General features: G+C 31.1%; 17 protein-coding genes. 3 read left to right on the forward strand and 14 right to left on the reverse strand.

The annotated features are described in order from the left end of the window. Window positions 1-72: 72 nt before the first annotated feature. The 9 genes from WHD54_RS08185 to WHD54_RS08225 all read right to left on the reverse strand — a co-directional run bounded on the left by WHD54_RS08185 (window position 73) and on the right by WHD54_RS08225 (window position 6,963). On the reverse strand, window positions 73-945 hold the full coding sequence (locus WHD54_RS08185; RefSeq protein WP_340766826.1) for an IS3 family transposase: 873 nt from the start codon (window positions 943-945) through the stop codon (window positions 73-75). Beyond that, entirely contained in the window at window positions 867-1,325 is a 459-nt protein-coding gene (locus WHD54_RS08190; RefSeq protein ID WP_088323891.1) for a helix-turn-helix domain-containing protein, read from the reverse strand. The genes WHD54_RS08185 and WHD54_RS08190 overlap by 79 nt, the downstream gene beginning before the upstream one ends. Window positions 1,326-1,508: 183 nt before the next feature. Further along, window positions 1,509-2,168, reverse strand: coding sequence for a hypothetical protein (locus WHD54_RS08195; protein ID WP_088323890.1), 660 nt, complete (start codon window positions 2,166-2,168; stop codon window positions 1,509-1,511). Window positions 2,169-2,307: 139 nt separating this feature from the next. Beyond that, on the reverse strand, window positions 2,308-3,141 hold the full coding sequence (locus WHD54_RS08200; RefSeq protein ID WP_233130992.1) for a tyrosine-type recombinase/integrase: 834 nt from the start codon (window positions 3,139-3,141) through the stop codon (window positions 2,308-2,310). 47 nt (window positions 3,142-3,188) lie between these two features. Further along, the gene (locus WHD54_RS08205) at window positions 3,189-3,470 is read right to left on the reverse strand and encodes a hypothetical protein (protein WP_088323888.1); all 282 of its coding nucleotides are present in this window, start codon (window positions 3,468-3,470) and stop codon (window positions 3,189-3,191) included. 65 nt (window positions 3,471-3,535) lie between these two features. Further along, a complete protein-coding gene (locus WHD54_RS08210; RefSeq protein ID WP_088323887.1) occupies window positions 3,536-4,678 on the reverse strand; it encodes a lycopene cyclase family protein in 1,143 nt (380 codons plus the stop codon). A 4-nt stretch (window positions 4,679-4,682) separates the two neighbouring features. After that, a complete protein-coding gene (locus WHD54_RS08215; RefSeq protein ID WP_088323886.1) occupies window positions 4,683-5,168 on the reverse strand; it encodes an ABC transporter ATPase in 486 nt (161 codons plus the stop codon). Window positions 5,169-5,335: 167 nt separating this feature from the next. Next, window positions 5,336-5,932 (reverse strand): thioredoxin family protein, encoded by a 597-nt coding sequence (locus WHD54_RS08220; protein ID WP_088323885.1) that lies wholly within the window; start codon window positions 5,930-5,932, stop codon window positions 5,336-5,338. Between the two features lie 74 nt (window positions 5,933-6,006). Next, complete coding sequence (locus tag WHD54_RS08225; RefSeq protein WP_088323884.1) at window positions 6,007-6,963, reverse strand: NAD-dependent epimerase/dehydratase family protein; 957 nt, start codon at window positions 6,961-6,963, stop codon at window positions 6,007-6,009. 178 nt (window positions 6,964-7,141) lie between these two features. Here WHD54_RS08225 and WHD54_RS08230 point away from each other — a divergent pair, with 178 nt between their 5' ends. Together WHD54_RS08230 and WHD54_RS08235 are read left to right on the forward strand one after the other, a co-directional pair. After that, a complete protein-coding gene (locus tag WHD54_RS08230) occupies window positions 7,142-7,756 on the forward strand; it encodes a hypothetical protein (RefSeq protein ID WP_088323883.1) in 615 nt (204 codons plus the stop codon). Between the two features lie 18 nt (window positions 7,757-7,774). Then, complete coding sequence (locus WHD54_RS08235) at window positions 7,775-8,293, forward strand: nuclear transport factor 2 family protein (RefSeq protein ID WP_088323882.1); 519 nt, start codon at window positions 7,775-7,777, stop codon at window positions 8,291-8,293. 27 nt (window positions 8,294-8,320) lie between these two features. Here the strand turns inward: WHD54_RS08235 and WHD54_RS08240 are convergent, their stop codons facing one another. The 5 genes from WHD54_RS08240 to WHD54_RS08260 all read right to left on the reverse strand — a co-directional run bounded on the left by WHD54_RS08240 (window position 8,321) and on the right by WHD54_RS08260 (window position 15,591). Then, window positions 8,321-8,800, reverse strand: a complete 480-nt coding sequence (locus WHD54_RS08240; RefSeq protein ID WP_088323881.1) for a regulatory protein RecX — start codon at window positions 8,798-8,800, stop codon at window positions 8,321-8,323. Between the two features lie 76 nt (window positions 8,801-8,876). After that, complete coding sequence (locus tag WHD54_RS08245; protein ID WP_088323880.1) at window positions 8,877-12,347, reverse strand: efflux RND transporter permease subunit; 3,471 nt, start codon at window positions 12,345-12,347, stop codon at window positions 8,877-8,879. Window positions 12,348-12,405: 58 nt separating this feature from the next. After that, window positions 12,406-13,572, reverse strand: coding sequence for an efflux RND transporter periplasmic adaptor subunit (locus WHD54_RS08250; protein ID WP_088323879.1), 1,167 nt, complete (start codon window positions 13,570-13,572; stop codon window positions 12,406-12,408). Between the two features lie 4 nt (window positions 13,573-13,576). Further along, window positions 13,577-14,986: a TolC family protein gene (locus WHD54_RS08255; RefSeq protein WP_088323878.1), complete on the reverse strand. Its 1,410-nt coding sequence runs from the start codon at window positions 14,984-14,986 to the stop codon at window positions 13,577-13,579. Between the two features lie 5 nt (window positions 14,987-14,991). Further along, the gene (locus WHD54_RS08260) at window positions 14,992-15,591 is read right to left on the reverse strand and encodes a TetR/AcrR family transcriptional regulator (RefSeq protein ID WP_088323877.1); all 600 of its coding nucleotides are present in this window, start codon (window positions 15,589-15,591) and stop codon (window positions 14,992-14,994) included. A 129-nt stretch (window positions 15,592-15,720) separates the two neighbouring features. On the opposite strand from WHD54_RS08260, the gene WHD54_RS08265 reads away from it, so the two are divergent. After that, window positions 15,721-16,692, forward strand: coding sequence for a polyprenyl synthetase family protein (locus WHD54_RS08265; protein WP_088323876.1), 972 nt, complete (start codon window positions 15,721-15,723; stop codon window positions 16,690-16,692). The last annotated feature ends 30 nt before the right edge of the window (window positions 16,693-16,722 follow it).

Below are 16,722 nucleotides of genomic sequence, written 5' to 3' on the forward strand. Positions count from 1 at the left end.
TTTTTTTACACGTTCAAACAATTTTTTTCAGCCTTTAAAGAGGTAAAAAAATAATTTGAACTAATTAAGTTATTAGATCTTTATTTCAGGTAAATTTACATTATTTTTTCGATATGATTTGTATTTGATATTAGGGTTGAGATGCACTTCTGCCGGATTTCTTAACGCTAGACTATAATGCAACCTTAAATTGTTGTAGATGTGTACAGCTTGTTTAGTCATTTTTTGGGCTAAATGGGTGTTTTTAATGGTTTGTTTTAACCCATATTCATATTTAAGAGTTCTATTGATACGTTCGGCAACTGCATTTTCATACGGATCGTATTGCTCAGTCATACTCATGGTGATTCCATTGCTTTCAGCAAATTCTGTATATTTAGGATTACAGTATTGAAACCCTCTATCGGAATGATGAATAAGCTTTTGATTAGGGTATTTACGATTTTTAATAGCCATAGCAAGTGCCTCTGTGCAAAGCGATGTTCTCATATGGTTGTCGATTTTATAGCCCATAATTTGCTTAGAATAAGCATCTGTAACTAAGGCTAAATAGTTGTGCCCGTTTTCGGTTTTAATGTATGTGATATCGCTTACCCAAAGTTGTTCTGGTCGAGTAGGAACGTGGTCTTTCACTAGGTTTTTATATTTTTTGTACATATGATTAGAGTTTGTTGTTGTGATGTAATTTTTTGTTTTAGGAACAAGTAGCTTATTAAGTCTTAAGAAGCGATAGAACTTATCTCTACCAATTTTAATGTCAGCGTTAATAAAGTCTTGTTTAAGTTCGGTGTGAAGTTTTATTCCACCAGTTTTGGAGCCTACTTTTTTACGGTAGTCTTTAACCATTTTAATAAGTTTTTGATGATCTATTTGTTGTTTTTGTTGGGCTTTGAGTCTTTTGTAGAAGGCTTGTTTAGATATCCCAAAACATCCATAGAACCACATTCTTTTAAACGGTTTTTCTTTTTTAGTTCTATCTCTTTTGCTAATGTTTTGGGCAACGACTTTTTTGACATATCGACTCCTGTAATAAGTTCCATATCAGCAATGATATCTTGCTGAAAGTCTTTTTGAAACTCTAGTTCTTCAATCTTTCCCTTAAGTTTTTTAATTTCCTTGTCTTTACTCATACCGTTGTTTTGTTGTACTAAGGTACTGTATTTTCTCAACCAATAGGTAATGGTTGTTCTGGGAACATCATACTTTTTAGAGGCAAAGTTTGTAGATATCTGACCGTTTAAGATTTGGTCAACGACTAAAAGTTTGGTCTCTAATGTTGCTTTTTGGTAGCTTTTTTTTAGCCAGTGTTCTTTTTGTGGTTTCATAAGTGACTGTAATTAAATAATTAATTTTTAGTCAACCTATTTCAGGAAAGTACATTTTTTTAATTACCTACAACGGTGTTGTATAAGATTAGTTGCGTGGTTTAAGCACTAAAGTTAGCAAATAAATCACAGATAGAAAGTCCGCGAGGACTTTCGTAAATTGGCTAAAACCAGCAATTAATTTTATACGGTGTTGGCAACAGTTTTTGTTTTTAATTTCCTTCTCCAATATACAATATAAATTGTTCCTAAAATTGATGGTAAAGTCCAAGCAATCAGATTTCCAATTCCTAATCCAGCAACTATAAATGCGGTAATTGAGGCAATAAATACTCCAATCATTTTTCCGATATGATTTGACAGCCATCCATTTTTTGTTTTCTCAACATTTTTATAAAAAATAAAATCCCTAATTGTCAATGAAAGTCCAAAGCCACCAAAGAAAACAAATAATAGATATGTCGAATTTCCTTTAATCATACCATAAGTGCCAAATAAAATCATAAGTATTGATAGTGTTAACATACTTCCAGATATGATTTTATCAATCGGTTTTGCAAGTTTCTTGCTTTTTGATTTAAAAGTCAAAATTTGATTTCCAGAAATAACTAAATAAATAGTGAATAATCCAATTAGAAAAAGAAATATATTTTCGTGATTAGGTAGCCAAGAAATTGGCATTGAGATTAGAGAACTTATTATCATTCCGATTGAAAATAATTTTCCCATTTTTTTATGAGGTTTACTTCCTTTTTTCACAATTATACTTCCAATTCCTGTCACTAATCCAAGTCCACCAAAAAATGCGTGGATATAAATCAAAATTTTTATCGTTTCTTCCATCTGTTTTTTATTGAGTTTAGCGATTCAAAATTCAGATTATAGTTTTGGTTTAGAAAGTTTAAAATTCCGAATTGTTGTTTTTTAGCGATGAGTTGTTCAAATTGTTGCCAACTGGTTATATGAAGCACAAAGTTCCTGTTTATAGTTTTCTGTTACCGGATAACAGGAACTTTTGTTTTTCTTTACGGTTTTGCTCTAAAGATAATAAAATTGAATCTAAAGGACTCTGAATTTCTAATAAATCTTTTTTAGCAACATGGGTGTATATCATTGTTGTCTCAGGTCTCGAATGACCTAAAAGCTCTTGTATATGTCTTATTCCAACTCCGTTTTCTAATAAATGGGTAGCATAACTATGCCGTAATGTATGGGGTGATACATTTTTTGTAATTCCTGCAAGAGCAACATTTTTACTTAAAAATTTTCGAATGCTACTCTCAGAATATTTTTTTCCAGCCAACCCTTCAATGAAATAAAAATTTGGTTTGTAGCTTAATAAATAATTATTTAGGAGTGGTAAAAATGATTTTGCTAAGACCACAAACCTATCTTTTCTACCTTTGCCAGATACTACTTTTACTAAATTTCTTTCTATATCTATTTCACTTAATTTTAAATTTGTTATTTCTCCAACACGCAACCCAGATGAATATAAAAGAGCTATAATGGCACGGTGTTTTAAGTTTTTTGTAACCTGTAAAATAGATATTACTTCTTCGGCCGACAATATATTAGGTAACTTTTTAGATCTTTTAGGACGTGTTAACACAACCGGATTAATCTTTATTTCTGGGCAATAACTCAAAAAAAGTTTCAGGGCACTTGTAAATTGTCTTTGTGTACTAATGGAATAACTTCTTCGAATAAAAACGTCTTCAATAAAAACTTCTACATCTCTATCACTAATATTTTGTAGTTCTTTATCTCTGTAAAAATTAATAAAATCAGCCATAAAAAAAGTATACGTATCTATGCTACTCTTGCTATACCTTTTACCTCTTAAATATTTAAAAAATCCATTTAGTAGTTCTTTTTGCCCTTTTTTAAGTTTCGCTCATATGTATGTTTTCCGTAAAGCCTATCAGAATTAATATGAGCTTTGTTTTTGAAAGCAGTAAAAATTAAGGCTAAATTTTCTTCGGTGTCCTTTGTGTACCAAGTTTTTAAAGAACTACTCCAATATACATTTTGTAAAGACCTTAAAACAGATAAAAGATACTTGTTATAGGTAAAACGAATTAAAAGTTGAGCCTGCTGTCGATGTAACTTTTGTTCTAAAATGATGGTTGGTAGAGTTGTCATTTTTTTTCTTTTTTAAGCAAGTTCAATATAAGAAAAAAAATATAAGTTATTGTTACCAAAAAACGCTATAGTAGTAATTGCTTAATAGCGGCCTTAGAAAAAGTATACATTGGCATGCTACTCATAATACTTATATCGTCTAAAAAAGTGCTTTCGTTGGCAAGAAAAGCCATTACCTTTTCTGAATTATTTTTTTTAAAAATTTTGGTAAAAACTTCTTTGCCACTCATTTTTTCCGATAATAAAACATCCAATAAGGTTGCGTCATACCAACTATAGGTTGCATCTCTAAAACTTTTTTTATAAATAGGAGTGTTGTTTTTTTCTAATTCCGATACAATGTTAGTTGCATCTTTTTGAATAAATTGAAATGTATATCCACTACTAGCTTTGGTAAAACCGCCAGCTGTACCAATATTAATAATGTTTTTCTCTGGATGTTTTTTAAACTTTGCTAAAGACATCGGAATTACGCCAAACTCTTCATGAGAAATTTTATAATTAGTTATTTTTAAAACCTCTTTAATGTATTTTTTTAAAGCTACCGAATAGGTTTCTTTTTCTAATACCTCTCTACTAAACAATGTGTACTCTACAAGCGCCTCTTTTTTCGATATAGGTAAAACATACATAAAAGTGGCACCGTTTTTTTGAGAAACTCTAAAATCCATTAGCGTACCAATTTTGCTATTAAAACAGTTTTCTTCAGTTTGTATAACCCAGCCTTTAAAATGTTGAAGTAAAGAGTTTTTTTTGTTGATTTTAGGATGATATAAAGTAGTGCTGTTAAAAATAAAATTTCCAGAATATTTTCCTTTATCTGTACTGATAATACCACCTTCTAAATTTCCAGAAATATTGGTAATGGTTTCTTGTAAAAAAGTAACATTTTTAAAATTTTTGGCAAAACCAAACACATACTTGTAAAAGTCTATTCCTAAAATCATTTTATAAGTGTAATTGCCAAGATTAATTATTTCTGAATAATCGGTAGATAAAAATTCTAAATGTTGCCATTTTGCATGTACAATATCCTCGAAAATTCCGGGTTTTTTTTCCCAGTAACACCATGTTCTATCATTATTCGTTTTTGCATCTTTGTCTACAACCAATATTTTCTTATCACGTAAAAGAGGCGATTTTAAGATGTTGTATAATAAACTAAGTCCAGCACATCCAGCACCTGCAATAATATAATCGTACTTCATAATATTACTTTAAAAATCTATTATACCAGCTATGCTCTATGGGAACTTCCCAATAATTTTCAAAATCATGTTTGGTAGTAACTAAATTGTCAAAAATGATACTTTTCTCAGTAATAGCTTTATTTTTTAATAATTTTTTAAAGTCTTTTAGCTCTTTGTATTGCACATACTCACCTTGTTTAAAACAAACGTTCATTCTGTCTAATAAAGATACATTATAGGTTTCTTGAAGTTCTAAAATAAATGAAACAGCAGTATCCATATCGGTGTTTGTAAGCTTGGTGGTAATATCATCGGCAGTTAACACTATAAAACGCTGGTGTAAAAGTAGATAGGATGCTGTAAAGTTTTCAACATCTGGCTTCCAACTACAAATAAAACCCTTTATTTTTTCTTCTATAGTAGCTATTTCATTAGTATAAAACTTTCTGCTAGACGGATAAATCCAAATTTTAGCATCATCCGGAATATGGTCAAAAGGAACAAGCATTGGTTATATTTTAACTACAAATATAAATAAAACATTTGCCAAAAAGGATATTTTATACCGATCAGATTTAGTAAATAAAAAGCACCTTATTAAAGGTGCTTGAAGTACTATTTTGTAATAGCAAACTATTAAATAATTGCTTTAGACGCCTATTAGCGTTATCTTTTTTAGGCTTTTTTAAGAATATCAATAAAATCTTCTTGTATACTTTTCCCTTTATTTTTATTATACCAAACTTGTAAATCTTGTTTAAATGCTGCATCTATACTTCCATTTTTTTCTTTATAGTCTGCTACCATTTTAGTTGCTACAGAAGGTCTTGGTCCCCACGTGTCTATTATATTATTATGCTCGTCTAGCGCAATCAATTTTGGTATACTTCTGCCTCCGTTTGTTAAAAATAAATCCATTAGAGCTATATTTTCATCTCTCAAAACAATCTTTAGTTCAATATGTTCACTTAAAGAAGCCATTTTATCTATAACTGGTAAATTTTGCGCAGCATCGCCACACCATCCTTCTGAGAGTACCAGCCATGTTTGTGGCTTATTTAACGATTTAATAGTTGCGGTAGTTTCTTCAGAAATTTTAATTGTTTTGTCTAAACGTTGCATGCGCTTATGGTTTAGTAAACTATATTGAGTTAAATCTTCCGATTGTGTTGGTCCTGTTGCTTTTCCTTCTTCTAACAAATTGCCTATTAGGCTTCTATATGCCAAATAACTATAACTATTTTCTAGACTTTTTTTTATAATATCTTTCATTCTTATATTGCTTTTTTACGAATTGTAACTATTAAAATTGTTTACAATAGTTAAGACGTTATATTTTAATTTTCTTACAAAGAACGCTCGCCTTTTTTTATGTTTTTTAACATGGTTTCTGTCATACTTTGTAAGGTGTATTTTGGTTGCCAGTTCCAATCTTTTTTTGCGGCAGTATCATCTATAGAACTAGGCCAACTATCTGCAATTTTTTGCCTAAAGTCTGGAGAATAGGTGATGGTAAAACCAGGAATATGTTTTTTTATTTCAGATGCAATTTCTTCGGGAGAAAAATCCATACTAGCTAAATTATAGGCAGTTCTTATTTTTATGTCCGATGGTTTTGCTTGCATTAATTGAATAGTAGCCTCTACAGCATCGTTCATATACATCATTGGCAAGCGAGTTTCTTTAGATAAAAAACAATTATAATGGCCACTTTCTATAGCTTTAAAGTAAATATCTACAGCATAATCTGTAGTACCACCACCAGGTTTTGTTTTCCAAGAAATAATACCCGGATATCTTAAACTTCTTACATCAACACCATATTTTTCGTGGTAGTAATTACACCAAAATTCTCCCGAAAGTTTACTAATTCCGTATACAGTACTTGGCTCCATAATGGTTTTTTGTGGAGTTTTTTCTTTAGGAGTAGTTGGACCGAAAACTGCAATAGAACTTGGCCAATACACTTGTTTTATATGTTTTTCTTTGGCTAAGTCTAAGACAGCTAAAAGAGAATTCATATTTAAACTCCATGCTTTTTCGGGGTATTGCTCTGCAGTTGCAGATAACATTGCGGCCAACAAATAAACTTGCGTAACATGGTATTTTTTTATCATTTTTAAAATAGTATCCTTGTCTGTTGCATCAATAATTTCAAAAGGACCGGCATTCATCATCATCGAATTTCCTGTTCTAATATCTGAAGCAATTACTTGGTTGTTTCCATAAACCTCTCGTAATTTTTCTGTAAGCTCGTTGCCAATTTGTCCGCTAGCTCCTAAAATTAAAATAACTTCACTCATTTTTTTAAATTCAATTAAAATCAGTTACAAAGGTACTTAATTTAAATATTCGTAATAAAATTTTAAATAGTTAATTATTCAATAATTTTATCTTCATTATAAGTTTGTTTATAGAGAATTTTTAAATTGTAAGTATGTTTTTAAATTGTGTATTTTTACCATTTAAAAATAGTAATAAGTGAAGTTAGTTTATACCTTTTTATGCCTTCTTTTATTTTTTTCTTGCAATACCTCTCAAAAAGAAAAGGAAATTGCCAGTAAGCCAAAACCATTAATGAGTGTTTTTGAGTCTTATCAAAAAACAATACCTGTTAAAAAAAAGTATGCAGCAGAAGTTGCTAATTGGCATCACTTAAAACAAGTAGATTCATTTTTGGTAAAATATACTAAAATTTCGCCTAACGAAGCGTTAAGAAATGCCGAAGAATTAAAAGATTTAGTTAAGCAGTTAAAAGATAGTGTGAAACCTATTATTTTTGAAACTCCGTCTTTAAACGCTCGTGTAAATATATTATACAACGAGGCGTTGCGTTTAGAAGATATAAGTACAATTTCTGTAATAGAGCCAAAAGCAGTAAACGAACAGGTTAATAAGGTGTTACAATCTTACTCTGCTCTTACTGTTAAAATTAACAGTTTACTCTCTAAATTAAAATTTGAAGAAGAAATTACAATCAATGTGAAATATATTGGTTTAGACTCTACACAAATAGATAGCATTTCTAGAAGTACTATTTTAAAACGCGATTCAAAAATATTACCTAGTAATAAACGGCCTATAAAAATTAAGTAACAATTTAAACTGTTTATAATGACAAAAAGTAGTGTTCTAATTATTGCCATTTTTTTACTATTGGCATGTAAAAAATCGGATAAAAATATTGTAAATAAACAGCAAGAAAAAACAACTATAGATAGTTTGCTAACTGCTTTTCATAAAGGAGCCACAGATGCCGACTATCATAGTTTTTTTAATAAGTTAGATAAAGAGGCAGTTTATATAGGAACAGCAGCAGAAGAAGTTTGGTCTAAAAAAGCATTTGAGCAGTTTAGTAAACCATATTTTGATGCTGGTAAGGCTTGGGATTTTAAAACTTTAGAGCGAACAGTTTACATAAGTAAAGAGGGTAATTTTGCTTGGTTTAACGAACTATTAAATACTTGGATGGGAACTTGTAGAGGTTCTGGTGTTTTAGAAAAAAAACAAAACACATGGCAAATTAAGCAATACGTACTTTCTGTTGCCATACCAAATAACGACATACAAAAGGTAATTGCTGTTAAAAAAGAAAACGATGCCCTTTTCTTAGAGAAATACAATAATGAATAATTGAAGTACTTTTTTATTTAAAGAAACTTATGTTACTACTTCTTCTACTACTTTGTAAATTAAGTCGTTTTCAAACCCTTTTCTTAGTAAGAAATCTATGAGTTTTTTCTTTCTTTTGTAGTGGTTACTTTCTGTAATTACACTATTTCTATTTTGGGTAATTCTGTATATAGTTTCGATATAGGCTGTTTCGTCTATTTCTTTTAAAGCTGTTTTTATGTTGTATGCAGAGATATCTTTAAATTTTAGTTCTCTTATAATTCGCTGTTTTCCCCAATTTTTAATTCTAAATTTTCCGCGAGCAAAACTTTTAGCAAACCGTTCTTCATTTAAAAAATTATCTTGCAACAAGCTTAATAAAATTTGTTCTCTTGCTTCGGGTATTAGTTGGTAATCGCGCATTTTTTGTTCTACCTCTTTATGGCATCTGTCTTGGTATACGCAGTATTGTTCTAATTTACGTTTTATTTCTTGTACCGTATACGATTTTTTTTGCTGTTCAAACATAATTTAAAAATACAAAAAGAGGAGGAAAGTATATAAAACTTCCTCCTCTTTTTTATGGTTAGTTTCTAAGAATTATTTAGGCCGTTTTTAACTGTCCTTTTATTCTCATTTTAAATTTACTTATTAAAAAGAATAAAATAGGCACTACTATTAGAGTTAAAAAGGTAGCTATAAAAAGTCCGTAAATAACCGTCCAAGCCAAAGGTCCCCAAAAAATAACGTTGTCTCCACCCATATAAATATTAGCATCAAACTCGCTAAAAAGGGTAAAAAAGTTAATGTTTAAACCAATTGCTAACGGAATAAGTCCTAAAATAGTAGTTATTGCAGTTAATAGAACAGGTCTTAAACGCGCTTTACCAGCTTTTACAATGCTTGTAAATAAATCTTCCATAGGTAAAACTTCTTCCTCTTCTAAGCCTAAATCTTCTCGTTTTCTATCAATTAAAAGTTGTGTATAATCTAGTAGAACAACCCCATTATTTACTACAATACCCGCCAAAGATATAATTCCCATCATGGTCATCATAATAACAAAAGAACTACCAGTTAAAACGATTCCGCCAAACACACCAATAAAGCTTAAAAAGATAGCAATCATTATAATGGTAGGTTTAGAAACAGAGTTAAACTGAAAAATTAAGATAAAGAAAATAAGACCTAGTCCTTTAAAAAACGCACTTCCTAAAAATGCTTGTTGCTTATTTTGTTCCTCTATTTGACCAGTATAATCAATGCGAATATCGTTAGAGATACCGGTATAATTTTTCATTTCTTCCTTTATCTGATTTACTACTGCAGCAGCATCTACATAACCCGGTGCTAATTGAGAGTATACGGTAACGACTCTTTTAGTATCTCGGTGTTTAATTGCACTAAAACCAGAAGTGTTACTTTGTTTGGCTATTGCCGAAACAGGAATTGCTTTTACTTTTCCGGTATTATCTCTAAAAGTAATTTTCTGATTAAATAAAGCACTTTTATTGTATCGAATATCTTCATTAAAACGAACATTAATATCATAATCATCGCCACCTTCTTTATAAATACCTGCTTTAGCACCAAAAATAGCATTTCTTAATTGTTGGCCTACCTGACCGGTAGAAACTCCTAATTCTCCTGCTTTTTGCCTGTCTACCAGCACCTTCATAGAAGGCTTATCTTTATTTACATCTATCTTTAGCTCATCAATACCTGGTACATTTCTAGAGTTTACATATAGGCGCATTTTTTCTGCAGCAACTATCAACCCCTCATAATCGTCTCCTTCTAACTCTATATTAATTGGTGCTCCAGCAGGCGGACCATTAGCATCTTTTTCTACAGAAATTAAAACACCAGGGTAAATGCCAGTTAAAGCTTCTTGTACTTTTTGCCTTAGCGCCTCACTATCTTGTCCGCGTCTGTATTTATACTCTCGCATAGACGCTGTAATTTTACCTTTATGTGGCATTTCTGCAGAGGAACCGCCATCTGTTTGAGGGTTTCCGGCTCCTTCACCAACCTGAGAAACAGCACTTTCTACCATGTAATTGTAGCCATTGTCTAGGTATACATCTTCATTTAAAATACCATAAACACGTTGTTCTATTTCTTTCGTTATTTTATTGGTTCTTTCTATATCCGTTCCTTGCGGATACTCTATGTATACGACAACCTGATTTGGTTTATTGTCTGGAAAGAATTCAATTTTTGTTCTTTGCGAACCAACAGACCATCCAAAACCGGCAAAAGCTATAAATAATAATACAAATGTGCCTATAGTTATGGCATATGGTCTCCAGCCTTTTAAAGCTCCTTTTAAGGCTCTTTCATAAAAGTTTTCTAGAGATACTAATGTGTTATTCTGAAAATAGTTTGCGGCTTTTCTTAAAATTAGTCTGTATACCCAAAGCATTATTGCTGTAAAAACCATTACAGAACCTAAACCTCTATATTCGCCACCAAATAGTAAAATTAAAAGGCCAAAACCGCCAATAATTAAAGAAATATAGATAATCTTTTTTAGCGGCATGTCTTTATCCTCTACAGTCATAAATTGAGATACTAATACAGAATTAAAGAAAATGGCAACGACTAAAGAAGATCCTAAAACCACCGATAGGGTAATTGGAAAATATTTCATAAACTGACCAAAAAGTCCTGGCCACAATCCTAAAGGAACAAATGCCGCAACAGTAGTTATGGTAGATATTATGATAGGAAAAGCAATTTCTCCAATTCCTTTTTTAGCTGCTTCTACACGAGTTAATCCTTCTTCGTCCATTAAACGATATACATTTTCTACCACCACAATACCGTTGTCTACCAACATACCGAGCCCCATAATTAAACCAAAAAGAATCATTGTATTTAGGGTGTATCCCATCAAGCCTAAAATCATTAAAGACATAAACATAGACATTGGTATGGCAAAACCAACAAACAGCGCATTTTTAAAACCTAAAAAGAACATTAAAACGGTAACTACCAGTATAATTCCGAAAATAATATTATTTACCAAATCATCTACCTGACCAATGGTTTTGTCCGACAAATCGTTGGTAATGGTAACTTCTAGGTTAGACGGAAAGTAGTTTTTTATAGCATTATTTACTATCACTTTTACTTCATCTGCTGCTGCCACCATATTTTTACCGGCACGTTTTTTTACATCGAGCATTACCACTTGTTTGCCATCTTTTCTGGCATAGGTAGTTTTATCTTTTTCTCTAAAACTAACCGTTGCCACGTCTTTAAGGTAAATGGCATTGCCGTTTTCTGTTTTTATAACAAAGTTTTCTAAGTCTTTAGGTTTGTCAATCTCACCCAATATACGAATGGTTCTTCGTTGCCCACTAGCAATTAAGTTTCCTGCAGATGAGGTAACATTTCCTCTTTGTATGGCACCTGTAATATCGTCAAAACTTACTTGCATTGCCATCATTTTATAAATGTCTACAGCAACTTCAACTTCTTTGTCCTGAACACCTCTAATATCTGCTTGTTTTACTTCTGGTAAATCTTCAATATCATCTTGTAAATACTCTGCAAATTGTTTTAATTTTTGCAATGTATAGTCGCCAGAAATATTAATGTTTAAAAACGGAACTTCTTCAGAAATACTTAAGTCAAAAGCATTCGGATCTACTTTTGCGCCATTAAAAGTAGGCCAATCTTCAGAAGCTTTTTCTGTATCTAATTTGTCTTTTACTCTTTGTTTGGCTACTTCTACATCCATATCATCATCAAATTCTACAATAATCATAGAGTAGTCTTCTTGAGAAGTAGAGGTAATTTCTACCACACCGCTTAAACCTTTTAGTTGGTCTTCTAACGGATCTGTAATTAGTTTTTCTATATCTTCGGCAGTATTACCTGGGTATAATGTACTAATGTAAATTTTAGTTTCTTTAATTTCTGGAAAATCTTCTCTAGGCATGCTAAAATATGCAGAGATTCCTAAAATTAAAATTAAGAATATAACAACATACATGGTAGTTTTGTTGGCAATAGCCCATGATGATAGTTTAAATTCTTTATCGGTTTTTTTGTTGATTTTACTCATCTTATGTTCTTTAGAATATTAAAGATTGATTTGTTTGTGATAGCAAGGTTGTTTGGTGTTAAAGACTAATTTTAACCTCTTGATTATCTTTTACACTTCTAGCACCAGCGTTTATTAACAAATCTCCTGCATGAATACCTTCTAAGATTTCAATTACATCGTCTTGTGTTTTTCCTGTTTTAATAACCACTTGTTTTGCGGTTCCAATATTATTTTTTACCTCTTTTACAACATATACATATTGCTCTCCAGCAGCATTTTCAGAAATAATACTTTGCGGAATTAAAATGGCATTTGTGTTTGTATAATCGTTAATTTTAAGCTTTGCCGTTAGGTTGGGCTTTATTTCTTTATTTACATTTGGTACACTTACTTCAATTTTAAAAGTTCTATTAGTTGGGTTTATAAAGTTACCAGTTTGTCTAACATTTGTAGCAATTGTTTTGTTTAAAACAGGAAAATATACCGATACCTTTTTTCCTTTAGTTACTTCAGTTATGTATGTTTCTGGAATATCGGCTTCTATAAACATATTCGATAAATTTACAATTCTAAAAATTTCTGCTCCAGGACCAGGAGAAACTACGATACCTTGGTCTTTTATTACAGCATCTATAACTCCAGTAAAAGGAGCTCTTATGGTAGCTTTATCTAATTGTTTTTTGAGTTGTTCTAGGGTGTTTTTTTGAGCTGTATATTGTGTTTCTGCTTGTAAATATTGTATTTCGGAACCAATTTTTTGCGCCCACAATCTTTTCTGACGTTCAAAAGTTGTTTTTGCTAATGCAGTTGTAGCCTCTAATTGTGCCACTTGTTGTGCCATACCACCATCGTCTATTTTTGCTAAAATTTGTCCTTTGGTCACTTTCTGTCCTTCTTTTACCAACACTTCTCTTAAAATACCCGGCATTTCAGGATAAATAAGTACATTCTGTTTTGTTTTAACATTTCCCTGAATTTCTAAAAAATGTGTAAATACTTCGTTTTTAACACTAAAAGCTGTTACTAACGGAGTTCTTTTTAAAGTGTCTAATTGGTCTATAGCTTCTATAAGTAACTTTACTTGTTCAGAAGTTTGTTGTAATTTTTTGTCTAAATCGGCCTTTTTAAGTCGAATTTCTTGCAGGTTTTTAGAAGCAATTATTTCTTCCAAACTAGGTTGTTTTTTATCTCCACAAGAAATTAAAAATAAAGTAGCGAATGCGAATATATAAGTTGTTTTCATTTTATTATTGTTTGATTGGTAAGTTTAATGCGTTTTCTAATGCTGCTTTTTTAGCAATTACGTTCAGCATAGATTGTAAGTAATTTTGTTGTTGTGTATACAATTGATTTTGTGCTTGAAGCAAATCGAAGCTAGAAGAAATTCCTTCGAAGAATTTTATACGTTGTTTTTTTTCTATTCGTTCTGCTAATGCTACATTTTTTTTAGCGTTTTCGTAATTTCCAATACTAAGTTGGTATTCGCTTTTTGCTCTTTTCGACTGTAAGTGTAAACGTTGTTTTGTTTCCTCTAATTTAATATCTGCATTTTCTAAAGCTATTTTTGCTTGTGCCGTTTTTGCCTTTCTACTAAAACTACTAAATATTGGCACGTTTAAACTGATGCCTAATAAAGATGATTGAAACCAGCGCTGATCGTTATTAAAAAAGCTAAAAGTATCAGAAAATCCTTGAGTTCCGTAGTTTACAAAAGCACTTAAACTTGGTAGTGCTTTACTTTGCTCTAGTCGCATCATCAGTCTTTTTGTTTCTCTGTCATTTTCAGAAATTTTAAAATCGATATGTTCTTTAAAGTCAAACTCTTTAGATACCAAGGCTAAATCGATATTAGAAAGCGCAAGATCTTCTAAAGTATCTGTTAAAATCACTTCTTTTTCTATGTCATTACCTAACGAAAGATTTAACATTTGATAGGCAATTTCTTTCAACCTTTTTACACTGTTTAGTTGGTTTTTCAAATTACCGAGGGTAATTTCTAATTGCTCAACATCTTCCTCTTCATTAAACCCATTGGCATAAATTTTTTGAGCATCGTTGTAGTTTTTCTCTAATATTTTTAAGTTTTTTTCAAGAATTTCGATACTTTTTTCTGTAACCAATACATTGCCGTACGCATTAATTACAGCCTCTCTAGTAACCAAGGCAGTTTTCTCTTCTGCCTGTTTCGATATTTTTAAAAATGTTTTAGAAGCTTGTAAGCCAACTAAATAAGAACCGTCAAAAAGTAATTGTGTTGCTGTTGCAGAAATATTTACATTTTGGGGTGTGCCAAAAACAACAGGTATAAAACCATCTGGTGGAGTAGGTTGTTTGTTCGGTTGAATATTAAAGTAATCTTCTACTGTTTCTACGACCGATGTTGTATTGTCAAATGCAGCAGCAGGTAATAGCGATACAGGTTGTTTTAAAAACTTCTGATAATCTACCGTTGCATTTATTTGTGGTAACCCAATAGCAGTGGTTTCCCAAACTTTTTCTTTTGCAGCTTCTCTATCATTTTTTGCAATTTTAGCGTTATAACTATTTTCTATAGCATAGTTTATCGCTTCTTTTAGGGATAGCCGTACTCCTTTTTCTTGAGCAATTGCTTGCTGAAGAAAAAATAATGTACAAATAGCCAATAGTGTTTTTTTCATCCTTTTTATGATTGTTTTAATTGATTTTCTAATTCTTGTATTCCTTTTTCTGTGGCAATTCCTCTTAAATGATATTCTAAATAATTGAGCATTAATTCGTTTTTAGAGAAGTTGGTAAGCGGAAAAACTGTTTGGTCTTTTATTCCGTTCATTCCGTAAAAATAAATTCGAGCTACAAAGTCTACATTTATATTTTCTCTAAAGAGATTTAATTCAATACCTCTGCTTAAATTATCTTTAATAGTGGTTTGCATTACCTGAAATTGTTTCTGCTTTAAAGAAGCATAAATTTTAGGGTAGTATTTTTGCAATTGATATTGCGGAGAAGATTTTTCGTCTTTTAAATGCTCCATAACCATTTTTTTTATTGAAAATAATTCTTCAATCGGATTTTGCTTTTTTTCGCAAATTCTATCAATTCCAAAGCAAATAGTATGAAACATGTAGTCGGTTACAGCACCCACCAATTCGGTTTTGTTTTTAAAGTATTTGTAAATGGTTTTTTTAGAAACGCCTAATTTACTAGCAATTTCATCCATTGTTACACTTTTAAAACCAAGATTTAAAAATAAATCTTTCGATATTTCTAGTATTTTATCTGTCATAATCAAAGAGCAAAGGTACGAACGGAAACTTTAGAAACAAATTAAGTTTCCAAAGTTTTAAATATTTTTTAACATTTCAATGATGAAGAAGCGTTTCTTTGCATTATTTTTACAAAAAAAAATACAGATTTGGATATTTTACATTATCAAAAAGACTTTCTTGAGTTTTTAAACAATAAAGAATGGGTAAGAGAGCCTAAAAATCTTTACGAACCTATCGATTATATTTTGCAGTTAGGCGGAAAAAGAATTCGTCCTATATTAACTTTAATGGCGGCAGATATTTTTTCTGATGATTATAAAAAAGCCCTGCCAGCAGCACTTGCTATAGAGGTTTTTCATAATTTCACATTGGTGCATGACGATATTATGGATGCGGCTCCCTTGCGTAGAGGAAAAGCTACCGTACATGAAAAATGGGATGTAAATACGGGTATTCTTTCTGGTGATGCAATGCTGATTCTTGCGTATCAATATTTCGAAAATTATAATCCTGAAGTTTTCCACCAATTAGCCAAACTATTCAGTAAAACTGCTTTAGAGGTTTGCGACGGACAGCAGTTAGATGTCGATTTCGAAACTAGAAACGACGTTACAATACCCGAGTATATAAACATGATTCGTTTAAAAACATCTGTTTTAGTTGCCGCAGCCCTAAAAATGGGAGCAATTGTTGCAGAAACTAATACCGAAAATGCCAATTTAATTTACGATTTTGGTTTAAATTTAGGTCTGGCTTTTCAGCTACAAGATGATTTTTTAGACACTTTCGGAAATCCTGAAACTTTTGGAAAGCAAGTAGGAGGAGATATTATAGAAAATAAAAAAACATACTTGTACTTAAAAGCATTAGAAGTAGCTAATGAGGAGGATAAAGGAAAATTGAGCTATTATTACCGAAGAAAACTAAAGGAAAATACCGTTAAAATAGCTGATGTTCGCAGAATTTTTGAGCAAAACAATATTCCTAAGTTAATTAAAGTTGCTATTGAACAATATACCAACAACGCTTTTGATACGCTTACAAAAATGGATATTTCGGACAGCTCAAAAACGAATTTAAAAAACTTTGGTTTGTGGTTAATGAACAGATCTGTTTAAGATTTTAAATTTTTATTGTCAGATTTTAAA

The organism is Polaribacter tangerinus, from assembly GCF_038024095.1.
Taxonomy (GTDB): Bacteria; Bacteroidota; Bacteroidia; order Flavobacteriales; family Flavobacteriaceae; genus Polaribacter; species Polaribacter tangerinus.